Annotated in this window: 17 protein-coding genes and 1 pseudogene; 11 read left to right on the top strand and 7 right to left on the bottom strand. The window is 63.9% G+C overall.

Annotation, left to right across the window (positions count from 1 at the left end; genetic code table 11):
* Positions 1 to 440: 440 nt before the first annotated feature.
* On the top strand, positions 441 to 2,261 hold the full coding sequence (locus tag ACTF4R_RS13505) for an ABC transporter substrate-binding protein (protein ID WP_440008408.1): 1,821 nt from the start codon (positions 441 to 443) through the stop codon (positions 2,259 to 2,261).
* Here the strand turns inward: ACTF4R_RS13505 and ACTF4R_RS13500 are convergent.
* Positions 2,258 to 2,581 (bottom strand): winged helix-turn-helix transcriptional regulator, encoded by a 324-nt coding sequence (locus ACTF4R_RS13500; protein ID WP_440008407.1) that lies wholly within the window; start codon positions 2,579 to 2,581, stop codon positions 2,258 to 2,260. The two genes, ACTF4R_RS13505 and ACTF4R_RS13500, sit on opposite strands and share 4 nt — an antisense overlap.
* 188 nt (positions 2,582 to 2,769) lie before the next feature.
* Between ACTF4R_RS13500 and ACTF4R_RS13495 the strand changes: the two genes are divergently transcribed.
* Positions 2,770 to 4,119 carry an MmgE/PrpD family protein gene (locus ACTF4R_RS13495; protein WP_440008406.1) on the top strand — a complete coding sequence of 450 codons (1,350 nt, stop codon included), beginning with the start codon at positions 2,770 to 2,772 and terminating at the stop codon, positions 4,117 to 4,119.
* Positions 4,120 to 4,215: 96 nt separating this feature from the next.
* Here the strand turns inward: ACTF4R_RS13495 and ACTF4R_RS13490 are convergent, their stop codons facing one another.
* Entirely contained in the window at positions 4,216 to 4,572 is a 357-nt protein-coding gene (locus tag ACTF4R_RS13490) for a toxin transporter (RefSeq protein ID WP_440008405.1), read from the bottom strand.
* A 665-nt stretch (positions 4,573 to 5,237) separates the two neighbouring features.
* Here ACTF4R_RS13490 and ACTF4R_RS13485 point away from each other — a divergent pair.
* Both ACTF4R_RS13485 and ACTF4R_RS13480 read left to right on the top strand, forming a co-directional pair.
* Positions 5,238 to 5,483 carry a hypothetical protein gene (locus ACTF4R_RS13485; protein ID WP_440008404.1) on the top strand — a complete coding sequence of 82 codons (246 nt, stop codon included), beginning with the start codon at positions 5,238 to 5,240 and terminating at the stop codon, positions 5,481 to 5,483.
* A gap of 148 nt (positions 5,484 to 5,631) precedes the next feature.
* Entirely contained in the window at positions 5,632 to 5,898 is a 267-nt protein-coding gene (locus ACTF4R_RS13480) for a hypothetical protein (RefSeq protein ID WP_440008403.1), read from the top strand.
* A 596-nt stretch (positions 5,899 to 6,494) separates the two neighbouring features.
* Here the strand turns inward: ACTF4R_RS13480 and ACTF4R_RS13475 are convergent.
* Positions 6,495 to 6,743: a DeoR family transcriptional regulator gene (locus tag ACTF4R_RS13475; protein WP_440008402.1), complete on the bottom strand. Its 249-nt coding sequence runs from the start codon at positions 6,741 to 6,743 to the stop codon at positions 6,495 to 6,497.
* Between the two features lie 191 nt (positions 6,744 to 6,934).
* Between ACTF4R_RS13475 and ACTF4R_RS13470 the strand changes: the two genes are divergently transcribed.
* A complete protein-coding gene (locus tag ACTF4R_RS13470; protein WP_440008401.1) occupies positions 6,935 to 7,759 on the top strand; it encodes a phosphosulfolactate synthase in 825 nt (274 codons plus the stop codon).
* Positions 7,760 to 7,789: 30 nt separating this feature from the next.
* Here ACTF4R_RS13470 and ACTF4R_RS13465 read toward each other — a convergent pair whose 3' ends face one another.
* Together ACTF4R_RS13465 and ACTF4R_RS13460 are read right to left on the bottom strand one after the other, a co-directional pair.
* Positions 7,790 to 8,218 carry a DUF7539 family protein gene (locus ACTF4R_RS13465; RefSeq protein WP_440008400.1) on the bottom strand — a complete coding sequence of 143 codons (429 nt, stop codon included), beginning with the start codon at positions 8,216 to 8,218 and terminating at the stop codon, positions 7,790 to 7,792.
* Between the two features lie 90 nt (positions 8,219 to 8,308).
* Entirely contained in the window at positions 8,309 to 10,117 is a 1,809-nt protein-coding gene (locus ACTF4R_RS13460; RefSeq protein WP_440008399.1) for an SLC13 family permease, read from the bottom strand.
* A gap of 222 nt (positions 10,118 to 10,339) precedes the next feature.
* Here ACTF4R_RS13460 and ACTF4R_RS13455 point away from each other — a divergent pair, with 222 nt between their 5' ends.
* The 3 genes from ACTF4R_RS13455 to ACTF4R_RS13445 all read left to right on the top strand — a co-directional run bounded on the left by ACTF4R_RS13455 (position 10,340) and on the right by ACTF4R_RS13445 (position 13,481).
* Complete coding sequence (locus ACTF4R_RS13455) at positions 10,340 to 11,740, top strand: carotenoid oxygenase family protein (protein WP_440008398.1); 1,401 nt, start codon at positions 10,340 to 10,342, stop codon at positions 11,738 to 11,740.
* Between the two features lie 187 nt (positions 11,741 to 11,927).
* Positions 11,928 to 12,299, top strand: coding sequence for a hypothetical protein (locus tag ACTF4R_RS13450; RefSeq protein WP_440008397.1), 372 nt, complete (start codon positions 11,928 to 11,930; stop codon positions 12,297 to 12,299).
* A gap of 321 nt (positions 12,300 to 12,620) precedes the next feature.
* Positions 12,621 to 13,481, top strand: a complete 861-nt coding sequence (locus tag ACTF4R_RS13445; RefSeq protein ID WP_440008396.1) for a hypothetical protein — start codon at positions 12,621 to 12,623, stop codon at positions 13,479 to 13,481.
* Between the two features lie 89 nt (positions 13,482 to 13,570).
* Here ACTF4R_RS13445 and ACTF4R_RS21190 read toward each other — a convergent pair.
* Both ACTF4R_RS21190 and ACTF4R_RS13440 read right to left on the bottom strand, forming a co-directional pair.
* A pseudogene (locus ACTF4R_RS21190) lies at positions 13,571 to 13,768 on the bottom strand (DUF8154 family protein); the annotation flags it as partial.
* 74 nt (positions 13,769 to 13,842) lie between these two features.
* Positions 13,843 to 14,577: a helix-turn-helix domain-containing protein gene (locus tag ACTF4R_RS13440; protein WP_440008395.1), complete on the bottom strand. Its 735-nt coding sequence runs from the start codon at positions 14,575 to 14,577 to the stop codon at positions 13,843 to 13,845.
* Between the two features lie 88 nt (positions 14,578 to 14,665).
* Between ACTF4R_RS13440 and ACTF4R_RS13435 the strand changes: the two genes are divergently transcribed.
* The 3 genes from ACTF4R_RS13435 (at position 14,666) to ACTF4R_RS13425 (ending at position 17,859) form a co-directional block, all read left to right on the top strand.
* On the top strand, positions 14,666 to 15,778 hold the full coding sequence (locus ACTF4R_RS13435) for an MBL fold metallo-hydrolase (protein ID WP_440008394.1): 1,113 nt from the start codon (positions 14,666 to 14,668) through the stop codon (positions 15,776 to 15,778).
* Positions 15,779 to 15,781: 3 nt separating this feature from the next.
* Complete coding sequence (locus ACTF4R_RS13430; protein ID WP_440008393.1) at positions 15,782 to 17,071, top strand: MFS transporter; 1,290 nt, start codon at positions 15,782 to 15,784, stop codon at positions 17,069 to 17,071.
* Between the two features lie 170 nt (positions 17,072 to 17,241).
* Complete coding sequence (locus tag ACTF4R_RS13425; RefSeq protein ID WP_440008392.1) at positions 17,242 to 17,859, top strand: class I SAM-dependent methyltransferase; 618 nt, start codon at positions 17,242 to 17,244, stop codon at positions 17,857 to 17,859.
* The last annotated feature ends 150 nt before the right edge of the window (positions 17,860 to 18,009 follow it).

Here is an 18,009-nt window from a genome sequence, read left to right as displayed (position 1 = left end):
TCGGCGCTCACCCCGGACTGTAAAATCCCCGCTCGAAGACGCGGAGTCGAGCGACTCGCCGCCCACGTTCCACCGTCTCGAACTGTCGGAAATCCGAACCCCGCCGGCGTCTCGATTCTGTGCGCAACGCGGGCGTTACTGCCTGTCTGGGGGCTGTCATTTCCGAGAACGCTCTCCTTGTAACGCCGCTCGCGTCGGAGCGTCCACGCCGAGGGCCGCCGGTAACGGGCGGTGACGCTCATGCGTTCCGTCAAACTCCTTCTACTCGACTACCTGATAAGAACGACTCGCCGCATTTCGGTCGAATCTACCCGCTCCCAAATTTCATAATTCATACACCAAGGCGTAAAGATGCTCTTCACTGTTCACTTTATCAACCGAGGTCGGTCTACATATCAAGAATTAACTACATATGGCAAACGGTCGTGATTTCTGTTCGGATGTCAGAGAAATCCAACGTAACACGGAGACGATTCCTGAAGGCGACCGGTAGTGCAGCGTCGGCAGTCGCGATAGCCGGCGAGAGTGTCGCACAACAGACCACCGAGCAGCAGACGACAGGTCAAGGAACGGAGCAGGACGGCGGCGGGAGCGACCGAACGCTCCAGATGATCAACGGGACGATGACCACGCTGGACCCCATCCGGGCCACGGACACGGCCTCCGGAACGGTCATCCAGCAGATGTTCGACTCGTTGATGAACTATCCGAACGGCGAAATCGCCGTTACCGAGCTTCTAGCCCAGGAGTACAACGTTTCGGACGACCAGACGACGTACACGTTCAACCTGAAGCAGGGCGCGACGTTCCACAACGGCGACGAGGTGACGGCCCAGGACTTCGTCTACGCGTGGGAGCGACTGGCCGCTTCCGAGAACTCCCGACGGTCGTACTTCATCCTCGAATCGATCGGCGTCCAGCACGAGACGACCCAGGACGGCAGCTACGAGCCGGGGACGCTGGCGGTCGAGGCACAGGACGACTACACGCTCCGGATGCAACTGTCCGAACCGTTTCACTCGACGCTGCCGATGCTGGCGTACACCTCCTTCGCCGCGGTGCCGGAGGGCATCGTCGGCGACATCCAGGGGTACGACGGCGAGATGCCGTACGACCAGTTCGCCACGAGCAATCCCATCGGAGCCGGCGCGTTCCAGTTCGACCGCTGGCAGAGCAACCAGGAGGCGGCCGTCACGCGGTACGACGACTACCACGGAGAGGGCCCGCTCATCGGCGGCGTCCGCTGGGCCATCATCGAGGACGACCAGGCGGCGTTCACGTACACGACGAACAGGAACGCCGACGTCGTCTTCAACGAGCAGATTCCGACGGCCCAGTACGACCCCGGCAAGGTGAACGTCCAGAACACGGACGACCTCGGTCGGGAAGCGGGGACGTACGGACCGCTGGAGAACGGCGCGACGATGAACTACCTGGCCGTACCGACCATCAACTCCTTCTACATCGGGTTCAACACGAACGCGGTGGACAAGGCGGCGCGGCAGGCGGCCGCCTACGCGCTCAACCAGCAGGTCGCCGTCCAGCAGGTGTTCAAGGGTCGCGGCCAGGGGTCGTACCACTTCACGCCGCCGCGCATCTACCCTGGCGGGCCGCAACAGTACGCCCAGCACGCGGAGCAGAACTACCCGTACGGGTACAACGAGTCGCAACTCGACCGAGCTCGACAGGTGATGGAGGAGGCCGGCTACGGCCAGAACAACCGGTATCAGTTCACGCTGACGACCTATCAGTCGAACACGTGGCAGTCCATCGCCAAGATAATCCGCGACCAGTTGTCGAGCGCCTACATCGACGTGCAACTGCAGCAGGCACCGTTCGCGACGCTGCTCCAGCGCGGCCGACAGGGCAACCTCGGCGCGTACACGTTGGGCTGGATCATGGACTGGCCCGCGCCGGACAACTTCCTGCAGTTACTGTACCCGCCGCGGACCGACACGTCGCAGTCGGACCCCCTCTCGTACATCAACTGGTCGGACAGCCAAGCGGCCCAGCAGGCGACCCAGGCGTGGGAGAAGATTCAGAACAACCCGGCACCGACGGACCAGGCGCAACAGGCCCGCAACGAGGCGTACGTCACGATGGAAGAGGCAAACTGGGAGGACGTGGCGTTCCTGCCGGTGTACCACCGGACCGACGAGAAGTTCGGCTACCAGTGGGTCGACATGCCGAAGTTCGGTGCGGCCGGCGCGAGTCGACAGATGTACAACACGACGACCATCAGTCAGCGGAACTCGAACTAGTCGAGCCACTCCGCCGCCCACTCCTCCATCGCGTCGAAGACGGGACAGAGCGACCGGCCCTTCTCGGTGAGACTGTAGTAGGTCGCTATCGGCGCGTCGGCTTCCGTGCGTCGCGAGACGAACCCCGTCTCCCGGAGGTCGTCGAGCACGCGCGACAGCGTGCGCGAACTCGCTCCCGTGGAGCGCTTGAGTTCGTTGAACCGCTTCTCCTCCCCGTGGAGGTCGTAGAGGACGACCAACCGCCACTGCGAGCCGATCAGTTCGAACGATTCGACGACGGGACGGACGCCCTCCTCGTCCGCGACGGTTTCTGACGTCATTGTTGTGCCCGGTGACGGTCTTCTCGGCGAACGCGTAAACCGGTTCGGGTTCGAATTAGGTAACACTGCGACACCTGCCGCGCCCTCCGACCGGCGCGAGACTCAGCCGCGTCGGGGGCGAAATCAACGCCGCCAGCGCCCGAACCGCAGACGCACACTTTTGCTCGTCCCCGTCGCAGACGGTCTGCATGACGACGACCGCCGAACTGGCAGACTTCGTCAGGGGGACCGACTTCGACGACCTCTCGGAGGAGACCGTCGACGAACTGAAAAAGCGCGTTCTCGACTCGGTGGGCATCGCGGTCGGCGCGATGGGCGCGGAACCGGTCGAGCAGGTCCGGACGACCGTCGAGGAGCTGAACGCCGACGGCGACTGCCGGCTCTGGGGCGGCGGAACCGCGTCGCCGCCGGACGCGACGATGCTGAACACCGCGCAGGTGCGCTATCTCGACTACATGGACTCGTTTCTCGCTCCCGGGGAGACGCCGCACCCGAGCGACAACGTCGCCGCCGCGGTCGCGTGCGGCGAGTACGCCGACCGCTCGGGCGCGGAACTGCTGGCCGGCCTGGCGGTCGCCTACGAGGTCCAGGGCGAACTCGCCTGGAACGCGCCGGTGCGCGACAGGGGGTTCGACCACGTGACCCACACCGTGATTTCCGCTGCTACCGGCGCGGCCAAACTGCTGGACCTGGACCGCGAGGCGACCCGCTCCGCGGTCGGCATCGCCGGCACTGCGCACAACGCGCTCCGGGTCACCCGCACCGAGGGCATCTCGGAGTGGAAGGGCATCGCGTCGGCGAACGCGGCGCGCAACGCCGTCTACTCGGCGCTGCTGGCGAGAAACGGGATGGAGGGCCCCACGAACCTCTTCGAGGGCGGGAAGGGCTGGAACCAGGTGGTTGCGGGCACCGACTTCGAGGTCGACCTCTCGCCGGGCGAGCGCGTCCATGACGTGATGACAAAGCGGTACGTCGCGGAGACGTACGCCCAGTCCGCCGTCGAGGGCATCATCGAACTCGCGGAGCGCGAGGAGATAGACCCCGGCGAGGTCGAGAACGTTCACCTCGACACGTTCGCCGGCGCGAAACTCATCATCGGCGGCGGCGAGGGGTCGCGCTACGAGGTCGAGACGAAGGCGCAGGCCGACCACTCGCTGCCCTACATGCTCGCCGCCGCGCTCGTCGACCGCGAGATGACGAACGCCCAGTACGACCCAGAGCGCATCCGGCGCGACGACGTGCAGGAACTGCTTCGCACCGTGGAGGTGGAGGAGGACCCCGCGCTCACCGAGCGCTTCGAGAACGGCGAGATGCCCGCGGTCGTCACCGTCGAACTGGCCGACGGGACCGCGTACACCGTCGAGAAGGACGAGTTCCAGGGCCACCCCAACGCCTCGATGTCGTGGGAGCAGGTCGAGGCGAAGTTCGATAAGATGGCGAGCGAGCGTTACGACGAGGACCACCGCGAGGAGATCGTCGAGACGGTGCTGCAACTCGAAGAACGCGACGTGTCGGACCTCGTGGCGCTGCTGGAGTGAGTCTCGTCCCCGTTCCCGGGACGCTACGGGCGTACCTGTCGCTGCCCGGGCGAACTACTGCTCGAAAAATGAAACTCGGTCGGGAAGTCGGCTAATTTACGACTCGGACTCCTGCTCCTGGTCGATCTCCTGACCAGTGTTCTCTTGCTCGACTTCAGCGATCTGCGCGTTGGAGTTCGACTGCGAACTCACCTGCGTGACCGACGCAGTGTCGTCGCCGAAACCGCTACGGTAGTTCACGGCAGCAGCCTTCTGGCTGTTGTAGTTAGCCTGGCGCACGTTCTGGCGCTGGTCGACGTCCGCGTAGTTGTCCTGAGTTATGTCGCGCGCGTCGTTGCTCGCCCACTGGGCCTGGTTGGTCTTGTCGTTGTCGTGAGTGTGGGCCAGCGCACCGCCGGCGAACATCGTACTAACGACGGTCAGCGCTACCAGCATCGTAAGTGTCTTTTTCACGTTCATAGGTCTCACTGGGCGGTACTGTTCGGCGATGACAGCCACACGTGCGTGGACCGCGACACGTGCAGGTCGGAACTGTCTCGCCCGGACCACCCAGAAGGTGCTGACGACAGATTCCCACATTAAGCCGTCAGACCGTTGTTTCTGTTCAACCGTTCGATTCAGCCGCGTTTTATCCCGTTTAGAAATTAGGGAAAATTAACTCGCGACGGGCAGTGCGATATCGTGATTACTCCCGGGTGACGAAAACTTCACGCGTACTCCCCTTCTCCGCCCTCAAACCTCCGGTTCTGGCCGGCCTCCGCATCTCAGATGCGGTAGGGAAACTGTGCGTGATTCTGCCATAGTTTCCGGTCGTTCATCATCACCAGCCAGCGTTAAGCCCCACAGGCGGCCAGAATACGGCAACCGAGGTTCGAAATCATCGGGTTCTTCGTCGAACTGTAGCGACGGACACATTATCCTTCCCGGAGAGTTATCCGCAGATGAGACGGACGTAACGCTGGTTTCAGCGGCGCTGCCGGAAAATAACAAAGTATCGTAGCGTCGACGCTCCGGCGGGAGAAACCAATGACAGTCACCGATAGCGCACACGCTTCCCACCGGTTTCCCGTGGGGAGCGCCGACGCGAGCGGTCGCCGACGCACGCCCGAGGTGGAGCGATGAGAGAGACGAGCGGGGTCGTCGCCCTGCTGACCGTCGTACTGCTCGGCGGCGTCCTCGTCGGCCTGACCGGTGTCGGTGCGGGAACTCCGACCGACGCCGTTTCCGACGACTCGGCGGTGGTGAACGCCGAACCGGTGCAGTCCGCGCCTCACGACGAGTGCGTCGAGCGGGGCGGGAAGGACTGCCGGCCGAGCTGGTTCCAGCCGGTCGACCGCGTCGGTGAACCGCCGTGGATACTGTAACCACGCACGCCCACGGAGCGTCACGGGCCCCTCCGGGGAGGGTGGGGCTCGACGCCGCAGGGGACCGTTCCCCCGTCGAGCGTCGCGACTGCTCGAAACGGGTCCCCCCGTTCGCGTCACCGCCGTGGCGCCGGGACGGTGTTCGTCCGTGAGTCGATACCGCCTGCTGGCGCTTCTCGTCGCTCTCCTCGCCGGTCTCGTGGTCGGCACCCAGTTCGCCGCCCCGTCGACCGCGGGACCGTTCGACTGTTCCTCCGACGACGGGGCGTCCGACCTCTCGTGGCACCTCCACCGTTACGGCGGGGGCTGTGGACCCGTCGACGTCGGACGCGTCTTCCCGTCCTCGCCGCGGGACGCGGTCGACCGCGACGGCGAATCGCCCGGTTCGGCGAGCGAACCGTCGCCCGGTCGCTGACGGACCACTCGCTGCCCGGTACGGCGCTCGTGTTCTTTCGAAGACAGCATCGCGGAGCGTAGTGCGAACGTACGCCTTCGAGAGTCGCTGTTCAACTGTCGAACGTACGTAGTGATCGGACGGAACGTCGCGGGGAGGGGAAGGACGGGGGCCGACTGCGCCGATTTTCGTCGATGAAGATGGCCGCACTGACTCTCCAGTGGTCGGAGGACGTATCGTCGAACTGGTCGTTAGCTCCTCCCCCGTCGAAACTGTAGCTCCGTACCGACCGCGTTCAAACTATCAATAACGGAGGTAAACGCCGGGTTCGAGCCGCGCCAGGCCAGCGCCGGAATCACGAACGAGGGTCGAGACGGAGACCAGCCACAGTCCGATAGAACCGTGCGCGAACTGCGCGCGCCGCGGGCACTGCTGCTCGTCACGGCGAACACGGGTAGCGACGGGCGGCGGCGAGGACGAGCGTCGGAAAGCGAGTCGGGAGCTACCCGCTCAGGAACTTCTTCAGTCGGACGAGGATGCTCTTCTCCCGGTCCCCGCCGCGGCGTTCGCGGGCGTCCTCGCTCCCGCCGCCCGCGTCGCAATCGTCCGTTTCGCCGTCAGGTTCCGCACTTCCTTGCGGCCGTACTTACGCTCCTGGCCGACCGTCGTGACGGGAAACGCCCGTCGTGGGACCGCTCTACCTCGTTCTCCGATTCGAGTTCGCGCAGGTCGCGTCGTATCGTCGCCCGCGCCAAGACCTTCGTAGCAGTTCGTCGTACCTCGTCCGGGGTTTCCGTGAGCGACGGAGCATTCGACGTCCTGCACGTCGACGAACGCGAATCGAAGCCGCGCGAGAAAGGTATCACCGAGATGCGGGGACCGTACTACGACCCGGCGGGGCGCGGGAGTTGCAGGACGTCCTCGACGCGATTGGCGAGAACGTCGACATCTACGCGGTGTCTCACGCGACCGTCGGGGCCATTCTGGACGAAACGCACCGTCGCACTGAGCCCAAGTCACTAAGTAATCACCCGTCGTGCTAATGACTCCCATGTCAATGGAAAACCGAGCTTTCGACTTCCTGCACCACAACGACCGACCGGACAAACCCCGAGAGACGGGAATCACCGAGATTCGGGGGCCGTACTACGACCCGATGGGGCCCCGCGAGTTACGGGACATCCTGGAAACGATGGGCTGGTACGTCGACATCTACAAATTCAGCGGTGGGTCGTTCGCACTGATGCCGGAGGACGCCGTCCGCGAACTCATCGACGTCTGCCACGAGCACGACGTCAGGGTGTCGACCGGTGGCTTCATCGAGAACGTCCTCGTGCGCGACCACGACAAGGTCGAAGACTACATCGAGGAAGCAGAGGACCTCGGTTTCGACATCGTCGAGATCTCCAGCGGATTCCTCGCCACCGGCACCGACGACATGGTGGCACTCACCGAGATGGTACAGGAGTACGACGTAAAACCCAAACCCGAGATCAACGTCCAGTTCGGCGCTGGCGGTGCCTCCGACCCGGAGGAGTTGGAGCGGGGTGGGCAACAGAGCCCCGAGCAGGCCATCGAGGAGGGCAAGCGCCACCTCGAGGCCGGTGCCGATCTGCTGATGGTCGAGGCCGAGGGCATCACCGAAGAGGTCAAGGAATGGCGTACGGACGTCGCCTACCAGATCGCCAACGAGCTGGGAATCGAGAACCTGGTGTTCGAAGCCCCGGGCCCCGAAATGTTCGAGTGGTACATCAAGAACTTCGGTCCGAACGTGAACCTGTTCGTCGACAACTCCCAGATCGTCGAACTCGAATGCATGCGTTCGGGCCTCTGGGGGAAGATAAGTAGCTGGGGGCGAACCGTCACGTACAATCCCGACTGAGATGGGCGGTACGGTAGCTCCAGCCGGGGCTCAGCTCTGGGTTTGACGGACGAACTCGTCGAGCTCCTCTTCGAGGAGTGTCGCGACGCGCTCGCTGTATCGCCAGAGTGCTGCATTGAGTCGCTCTTCGGTCTCGTCGTCGAGACTGTCTCTCCCACGAAGGACGGAGTCACTGGTGATCTGTGGGTGATAGACGCAGACGACTCCGAGCGAGGTGTCGGAACTCGAGGGTCCCGCGGTGTGGATTCCGTATTGATCGGTTCCCCAGACGCCATCGCCGCCCCGTCGCTCCAGTTCGGAGTCGAGCGCGTCGAGGAGTTGCACCTCTTCGGGGGAGAGGATCGAATCGTCGCCTTCGAACAGTTCGGCGTACGCCTCTATCCGGGCACTTCTCGTCCATTGGTCCAGCTGAGATCGCGCCCGTACGACGAGCTGTCTTTCGTCTGGGAACTCGGCCATGCTTCTATGACGACGGCCACGTCAATCAACGTTGGGTCATGCCGACGGTCGGTGGACGTGGTGCGCTGACGTCGCGCCGAACGGCTCGAATCACGCACGGACGCCCCAGAAGAACGCGATTCCGAGGACGGTGACGATCGATAGCAGGAACTGCAACGGCGCGCCGACGCGGAGGAAGTCCGAGAACGTGTAGCCACCGGGCCCGTAGACGAAGAGATTCGTCTGGTAGCCCACCGGCGTCATGAACGCCGTCGAAGCCGCGAACGTCACGGCCAGTACGAACGCGAACGCGTTCGCACCGATCGACTGTGCAGTACTGGCGGCGACCGGGATCATCAACACGACGCTCGCATTGTTGCTGATGACGCTCGTCAACAGGCCGGTCGCGAGATAGAACACCCACAGGACGCCAATCGCTGGCAGGACGGTTTCCGTCGAGGCGACGGCGTCCCCGAGAAGCGCAGCAGCCCCCGTCTGCTGGAGGGCGATTCCGAGCGGGATGACGCCTGCGAGGAGGAAGATCACGTTCCACTCGACGGACGAATAGAGTTCGTTCGGCTCGAGGACGCCGGTGAAGACCATCGCCACCACTCCTGCTAACGCCGAGACGACGATGGGGAGGACGTTCAGCGCTGGGAGCGCGACGACCCCGGCGATGATGCCGACCGCGAACGGAATCTTCTCGGTCCGATAGGTCACCTCGTCGAACTCGTGGGCGACGATGAAGTCCTCGTTCTGGACGAGTCGAGAGAGGCTATCGGGGGGCGCCTGCACGAGGAGCGTGTCACCGACTCGAATACGGATGTCTTCGAACCGGTCACGCACGACGTCGCCACGGGTTCGAAAGGCGAGGACGTTCGCGTCGTAGCGCTGTCGGAACGTCGAACTCGTGAGGGTTTCGCCGACGAGGAACGATCCCGATGGAATGACGACCTCGACGAGGACTGGTTCCTCTTCGTCCGGATGGAGGTCGTCTTCGCTTTGGGGTCCTCCCGCCAGCGTGAGCCCTTCCGCGTCCATAATGTGTTCGAGCGTCTCCCGGTTCGTCCTGAGCCGGAGCGTGTCGTTCTCGTGAATCTCCTTGCGATCGAGGGGCTCGTCGAACTGCTCGCCGTAGCGAACTAGCTGTAACACGTCGATGTCGAGGTCGTCGTCTCCGAGGGCCTCCCCGACGGTCTGCCCGATCAACGGCGAGTTCGCGGGGACGACGACGTCTGCGAGATACTCCTGTAGCGCGTACTCCTCGACGAGGTCCTCGTCGGCTGGAATCCGTTTGGGAAGCAGTCGAACGCCAATCGTCATGAGATAGATGGCGCCGACCGCGAAGACGATGGCCCCGAGTTTGGTAAATTCGAACATCCCGAACGCGTGCAGTCCGAGGCCGGGAGACTCCGCCCCGAGCTGGGCCGCGATGTCGCTCGCGAGGATGTTCGTCGACGTCCCGATGAGCGTCAGCGTCCCCCCGAGCATCGAAGCGAACGACAGCGGCATGAGCAGCTTCGACGGGGAGGTCTTGCCCTCGTGTGCGAGGTCGGCGATGACCGGAACCAGAATGGCGACGACCGGCGTGTTGTTGACGAATCCGGAGACGGGCCCGGTGACGCTGATCGTCGCGGCGAGTTGCTTGCGCCGGTCGGTCCCGGCGAACGCGGCCATCTTCCGGCCGATCAGTTGGACGATGCCGGTTCGGTTGATTCCGGTGCTCAGAATGAGCATGGCCAGCACGGTGATGGTGGCCGGATTAGCGAACCCCGAGATTCCCTCCCGTGGAGAAATCTGTGTCCACGGTTCGAGAACCATCAACAAAACCATCAACAGGATGGCGGTAACGTCGATGGGGAACCATTCGGTCGCGAACAAGACGAGAGCGAGGAGAATGATGACGAAAACGACGAGCATATCGACCGTAACCGGAGTCGATGCCAAGCCCTGGGCTGCCAGAGGAACGGAGGAAAAGGACATACGAAAACGAGACACCAACGATGCAAAAGGGCTGGTATTCCCGCCGACGCTTCGAATCCTATTCGGCGCCTGCTGTCGAGCGTGTAGCGCTGCCCGCTCGACGTCCTCGACGCGCCGACGCCCGAACTCTTAGGGGAGTAGCGACCCTGGTAGGGACGGATGGCCCGCCAGCACGCCCTCGGATTCCACTCGATCACGGACGAGGTCGCGCACGAACTGTCGGTCGACGGGACGGTGCCCGACTGGCTCTCGGGAAGCCTCGTCCGCAACGGCCCCGGCGCGTTCGAACTCGGGGGACGGTCGGTCGACCACTGGTTCGACGGCCTGGCGATGCTCCACCGGTACACGTTCGACGACGGCGTCACCTACCGGAACCGCTTCCTGCGGACGGAAGCGTACGCGGCGGCGCGGGCCGGCGAGTTCGACGGCGGATTCGCGACAGGAGAGACGACGCTGCGCCAGCGCCTGAAGTCGTTCGTCCTCGACGACCCCTACGACAACGCCAACGTCATCGCCGAGCGCGTCGGCGAGCGGTATCTCGCGCTGACGGAGACGCCGCGCTGGGTGGCGTTCGACCCCGAGACGCTGGAAACCCGCGGCCACGTCCGGTACGACGGACCGGAACCGAGCGGTCGCCTCGCCTGCGCGCACATGAACCGCGACCCGGCGACCGACCAGATGGTGAACTTCGAGGTCGCGTTCGGCCCGACGAGCCAGTACCACGTCTACGCGATGTCGACCCCGACCGAGCGCGACCACGTCGGTTCCGTCTCCGTCGAGGAACCGGCGTACATGCACAGTTTCGCGCTGACGCCGAACTACGTCGTGCTCACCGAGTTCCCGTTCGTCGTCGACCCCATGGCGTTCCTCAGGCCCGGCAAGCAGGGTCCGTTCGTCGACAACTTCGAGTGGAAACCCGAGCGCGGCACCCGGTTTCTCGTCCTCGACCGGGCGAGCGGCGACCTCGTCGCCGAACCGCGGACCGAGCCGTTCTTCGGGTTCCATCACGCCAACGCCTACGAGGACGGCGACGAACTCGTGCTCGACCTCGAAACGGTGCCGGACCCGTCGGCCATCGACAGCCTCTACCTCGACGGACTGCGGTCGGGCGACCTCGACGCGCTCGGCGGTCGCCTCGAACGGTTCCGCGTCGACCTCGCTTCGCCCGCCGTCGACCGCACGGAGCTGTACCGCGGCACGGCGCTGCCGACCGTCTCGCCGGCGCGCTGGTGTCGCGAGCACCGCTACGTGTACGCCCAGGGTACCGACCTCCCGGTGACCGAGTGGCCGGGGTCGGTGGTGAAAATCGACGCCGAGACGGGCGACGCCGCGACGTTCGGCGACCCGGACGACCACTACAGCGAACCCATCTTCGTCCCGCGACCCGCGGGAACGCGCGAGGACGACGGCGTCGTGCTCGTCGTCGCGCTCGACGACGACGCCGAGCGGTCCGACCTCGTCGTCCTCGACGGCGAGTCGCTGTCGGAACTGGCGCGAGCGCGACTCCCCCACGCTATCCCGTTCGACTTCCACGGTCGCTTCTTCCCGGAACTCACCTGACCCGGGGGCCGTCGGAATCGACGCCGGCGTTTCCCGCCCGGAAACCGAGACGGCGCCGGGAACGGTGGACGACCGACAGCGAGTCTCGGCGGTCGACGTGGCCCGGCGACGTCGCCGTCGAGGCTGTGCCGGCGAACCGTTTCGGGTCACGCCGAAGCCTTATCTCCGCTCGACCCCGAGAACCTGTATGAATCCGAGGGGGAACCGAGGTCCGGGCCGGGGTCGCCTGTTCCGGCTCCTGTTACTGTTCGTCCTGCTGTCGACCGGCGGGCGCTTCCTTGGCGGCGGTGGCGGCCGCTTGCTGCAGACGCCGGACGCGCTGGTGCTGCCGGTCGTCGGCACCGTCGGCCTGCCGGTCGTTTTCGGAGTCGCCGTCGGTGTGGTTGCAGTCGGCGGCGCGCTGGCGCTGCGCGCCGGCGTCTTCGACGGCCGGAGCGACGGGGACGCGCCGCCGGGCGACTACACGTGCCGGTACTGCGGGACGAACCTGGAGCGCTATCGGAACCGCTGCCCGCACTGCGAGACGCGGGACCCGGTAGCGTACCAGGACGACCTCTGACCTGCGGCTCTCTTCGTCTCCGACCACCCACGTCCGTACTTCGAGCGGGACGCTCCGCCAGTGCCTCGTCCTTCGCTGCCCGAAAGTCGGGGTCCGTCGTCCTGATACACCCTTGACTTCTAACGGTCGGTTGCAGTTCGAGTCGCCCGATATCGCTGGTTTCGAAATCGATAGTAATCTCTGTATCCACACATAAAATTGAGAAACTATACTAGCGTTTTACGACGACGATGCACGTAGTCCGCTCCTGGGGAACGGGGTACTATGCCAACCAGACGTGCACGAACGTATCGAGCGAGACACATCGACCGACGAACCGTCTTGAAGACGGGGGCTGTGCTGGCGAGTGGGGTGCTCGCGACTGGCACCGTCGGCGCGAGCGTGAAGCAAGAAGACCATGAGGTTCACGAGGGTGAATCAGTCGACGTTGGGGACGGGACCGTAACGGCGTACGCGACGACGAACTCGGCAGAGGAACTCTCGTCGTTGGGTGTTCACGTCGACGACGACGCGCTCGCGTCGGTCGACGTGGACGAATCGAAACCGCACGACAGCGTTGCAGCCCACCTTTCGTTCCCGGATGCGGTAGACACGCTTCAGTTCACGTTCGTGGGCTTCCACTTCAACCCGGTGGGACACCCGCCACCTGATATCTACACCGTCCCTCACTTCGACTTCCACTTCTACATGATGGCGGAAGACGCCGTGGAAGGGATTCCACTGGGCGTGGCCGCCTACGACGTTCCCGACAAACAGCACCCGTCCGGATTCGTGTTCGAAGATTCGCGTCTCATCGAGCCCGAGATGGGCGAACATCTGCTCGACGGGACGGCCCCGGAGTTCAACGACGGCGAGTTCACCCACACGTACGTCTACGGGGCGTACGATTCGAGTATCGACCCGGAGAACCCGAGCGGCGTCGAAGAGCTGGAACTGGGGGGCGAGACGCGAGAGGTGCCCGTCTTCGAGGGTGATGGGGAGGGGCGGATTCACTTCGTCGAGCCGATGGTCACGACCGAGTTCTTCGCCAGCCTCGACGAGGAGATGTCTGTGGACGTGACGACGCCCGAGACGTTTTTCACAGAAGGCCGGTACCCGACGGAGTACGTCCTGAAGCCGGACCGGAGCGACGGCGTGCATATCTCCATCGACGGCTTCGAGGAGTTCCCCGGGCCGAGCTAGGGGTCCCGGACGACTGCTGGCTCGCTTCGCGGGAGAGGATAGTGGAATTACACGTCGTTGCAGATGCACTCGTGGCTCTTCCCGGCAAGTTAAAGGACGTGCCGGTGGATCTCCTCCGCGAGTCGTAGCATCGCCGCTGCTCGCTTTTCCGTCGCGATGCCCTCCCGGTAGTACGTGTCTGACCGGTTGTTCCGCCAGCGATCGGCCAGCTTGCCGGCAAATTCTCGATCGTACAGTCCGGCTTCTCTCCCTCGCCGATACACCTCTTCGTGGTCGACGTATTCGTCTTCGCGTCGTCGAAGACGGCGGTAAAGCGCTTACCGTCGGCTAACTTCGCGACCGTTTCGAGTACACGTGGCGTTCAGTCGGCGCTCTGTTCGGGCGTTTCCGACTGATCGACCTGCAGAGGGTCTCCCGAGGAGGTCGCGGTCACCAACCGCAGGAACTCTCCCGCGTTCGTGAGGAGTTTGTTCTCCGCCTTCCGGAGGTGTTCTTCGTACGTCGAACGGGCCACGGCCGTCCGATCGGCCAGTTCGCGTAGCGACGTCTTCCGGGGCTGCTCGTAGTACCCGCTCTCGAGGGCCAACCGTAGTGCTGCCAGCTGTCGCTCGGTAATCTCCTCGAATAGCTGATCGACCGGAGCTAACATACTGTGTGGAATCCGTTGTTCCGTGATGGCGGTCTTGGAGAGCACGTCGATGTCTCGGTCGGACTCCAGATTCCGAATCAGTGCCCGAACGTCGGCTTCGTCGAACGCGATCACCGTGTAGTGCTCCCAGCCCTGGCGGTGAATCGTCGGTGGTTGGTACAGGCAGTTGTACTCCTCGAATCGGTCGATGATAGAGCCCTCGACCGGACAGAGGCAGGACTGTGTGACGACGTGCAGACCAGAATCGTCGACCGACCGGTGGAGAATCGTTCCCAGGTCGTCGATCTCTTCGAGCAGGTCGTCCGTCGGCGTTTCCGAGGAGGTGATTTCGAGCACCTGGCAGTCGCTCAAATACCACTCGCGTATCGTGAGGTCCGGGTGCCGTTCCGAAATCTCCCGGTAAGGACACTCGTGTTTCACCCGGAACGAGGCCTCGTACAGGCTCATACACACTATTCAGTCTCCATCCAAATATCTGTGCCGGTCATGACCGGCACCACCTATATTCAAAAACACCTCTTATGAGTAAACACCAATGACAGCAGTGGCCCCAGACGAACTCAGCGCACATTTGCAGGCCGACGAGGACGACGTTCTCGTCCTCGACATTCGGCACCAGGAGGACTACGACGACTGGCACATCCCGGACAGCGTCAACGTCGACGTCTACGACGAACTGGCGGACGAACCGGAGACGGCAAAGGATGCCCTCGAAGACCTACCGGACGAACGGGAGATCGTCACCGTCTGTGCCGCGGGGGTCGTCTCGCAGACTGCGACGGACGTCCTGCGGGAGATGGGCTACGACGCCGCGACGCTCACCGACGGGATGAACGGGTGGAGTCGCGTCCACCGAAGTGCCCCTGTCCAGACCGGCCTCGACGGTACGCTCGTTCAGGTCGCCCGTCCCGGGAAGGGGTGTCTCTCTCACGTCCTGATTTCGGACGGCGACGCCGCCGTGTTCGATCCCTCCCACTATCTCGACGAGTACGAAGCGATTCTCGACGACCACGACGCCGAACTCGTCGCTGTCTTCGACACGCACGCCCACGCCGACCACGTCTCCGGCGGTGCGGAACTCGCCGAGCGTCACGACGTTCCGTACTACCTCCATCCGGAGGACGCACTCGCGATCGACGCGACCCCGGTCGAAGACGGAGAGACGATCGAGATCGGAACCGTCGACGTCGACGTGATCCACACGCCGGGACACAGCGAAGGAAGCGTCTCGTTCGACGTCGACGGCGAGGCGCTCGTCACGGGCGACACACTCTTCCACGAGAGCGTCGGCCGCGTCGAACTCGGCGTCGAAGCCGGTATCGAAGAGTCCGACGTCGAAGGGAACGCTGCTACGCTCTACGAGAGTCTCCAGCGCTTGCTGGACCGGGCGGACGACGCGGTCGTTCTCCCGGCACACGACCCCGGGTCACCCGAGCCACCGGTGACTGCGACACTCGGTGCAGTCGAAGAGCAAAACCAAGACCTCGGACGTGACCGCGAGGAGTTCGTCGAGACGCTCGCCTCGGACGTACCGGACCATCCGCCGAACTTCGAGCGCGTCAAGCGCACGAACGTCGGGCAGGAATCGGTCCCCGACGAAGAGCTGTCCGAGCTCGAACTGGGCCCCAACCGCTGTGCAGCCGAGTAATCCATGAGCGGGAAAACCGACCTGAAACAGGGCATTCGCGAGCATCTCGGACAGTTCTCGTTACACGTCCTGCTGGTGTTCGCGACGGGGTTGACCATCGGCTCGGAGCGCACCGTCGTGCCAGTCCTGGGCGAAGAGGTACTCGGCGTCGAGTCGTTTTTCGTCATCGGCTCGTTCGTCGTCTCGTTCGGCTTCGTCAAGGCGCTGCTCAACCTCTACGCCGGTAAGTGGGGTGAGGAGTACGGACGCAAGCCAGTGCTCGTTCTCGGCTGGCTCACCGCGCTGCCGATTCCCGTGATACTCATCTTCGCGCCGAGCTGGAGCTGGATCACCGTCGGGAACATCCTGCTGGGGATCAACCAAGCCCTGACCTGGAGCATGGCGATCAACGCCAAGATCGACCTCGCGAGCCCCGACCAGCGCGGGCTCGCCGTCGGCATCGACGAGGCGTTCGGCTACACCGGCGTCGCGGCTGGAGCGTGGATCACGGGCGTCATCGCTGGCCGGACCAATCTTCGGCCGGAACCGTTCTACTTCCTCGCCGCCGTCGTGGTGTTAGCGTTCCTCATCTCGGTCTTCCTCATCAAGGAGACGGTCCATCTCGCCCAGCTGGAGGGCGACGACGACCACCACGATGCGAACCTCCCGTTCAACGAGGTTTTGAAGCGAGCAACCTATGGCGATAAGACGCTGTTCGCGGCGGCGCAGGCCGGCCACATCGAGAACTTCGTAGACACGCTGTTCTGGATCGCTGTCCCGCTGTATCTCACGAGCCAGGGCCTCGCGATCGAAGCCGTCGGTGTCGTCGTCGGCATCCACAGCGCGATGTACTTCCTCCAGATTGGAACCGGCGGGCTCGCCGACCGCATCGGCCGACGCCCGCCGGTCGTCGCGGGGATGTTCCTTGCCGGCGCAGGCGTCCTCGGGATGGTGTTCGTCGACGGTTACCTCCCATGGGCGGCCCTGGCTGGAATTTCCGGGCTCGGGATGGCGCTGCTCTACCCGAACCTGATGACGGTCCCGAGCGACGCTGCCCACCCGACCTGGCGGTCGGCAGGGATGGGCGTCTACCGGATGTGGCGCGACGCCGGCTATGGCGTCGGCGCGATTCTGATTGGCCTCTCGATGGAGTTCGTGAACGCTGAGGCCGCCTTCTATATGACTGCCATCTTGATGTTCGTCTCCGGCGCGGTCGTGTATCTGTGGATGGAAGAGACGCATCCGGACTTCGGCACCCACGAGCCACCGGCTCCTGCACCGGATGCGTCGACTGGAGCGACGGTCGACGACTGATGCATATCTGTCACCGAAGCGCTGGATTCCGTCTTCCGTTCGGCGATGGTCGACGTTATCGGCTCACGAGATTATTCGGACTGAGAGCGTTCGTGCCGATAGAAGTCGATGTTGGTATTCCGATGCGTAACGAAGATGGGTCTTAACTCCCTGGCCACGAGACGGTCTGTATGGAACCGGACGACGATTATCACGGCTGGGCCGAACGCTCGGGAAAGTTTTCGCCCGCGTACTACGCCCAGATCGGGCCGAACGAGGTGAGCGAGACCCTCGCCACCGTGGTCGAGTACTACGCGCGTGAGAACGCCGCGATCCTCGAGGTCGGCTGTGGCTCCGGCCGTCATCTCGCTCACCTCCGCGAGAACGGATTCGAGAACCTCACCGGTATCGATATCAACGACGAATCGTTCGACGTGATGGCCGAGCAGTACCCGAAACTCGCCGCGACGGGAACGTTTCACACCGGGGCGATCGAAGACGTCGTCCCCGAGTTTCCCGACGACGCGTTCGACGTCGTCTACTCGGTGGAAACCCTTCAGCACATCCGTCCCGACAACGAGTGGGTGTTCGAGGAGCTGGCTCGCATTACCAGCGACCTGCTCATAACCGCCGAGAACGAGGGGAACAGCCCCCAGCGCGGCCGGGAGGGTGAGGAAGTGAGCTACGTCAACGACGATTTCCCGCTCTACTACCGTAACTGGAAGCGAGTGTTCTCCGACCTCGGCCTCGCCCAACTCGTCTCCGAACCGAGCAAGCGCGACACAGTTCGCGTGTTCAGGGTCGTTTGAGAACTCCGGAAGCGCTGCTTCGTCACTGCCCGGAAACTCCATCCAGGTGAGTGGCACGCACGAACGCCCGGAAAAGGGGAAACGGATCGAAGAGCCGCGCTGGAACCGGGTCCACTGCCGAGTGCCACACCTCCGCGAGGAGAGGTTCGA

The sequence above is a fragment of the Halomicrococcus pelagicus genome (assembly GCF_051917725.1).
Classification (GTDB): Archaea; Halobacteriota; Halobacteria; order Halobacteriales; family Haladaptataceae; genus Halomicrococcus.
This window is presented reverse-complemented; position numbering and strand designations above follow the sequence as displayed.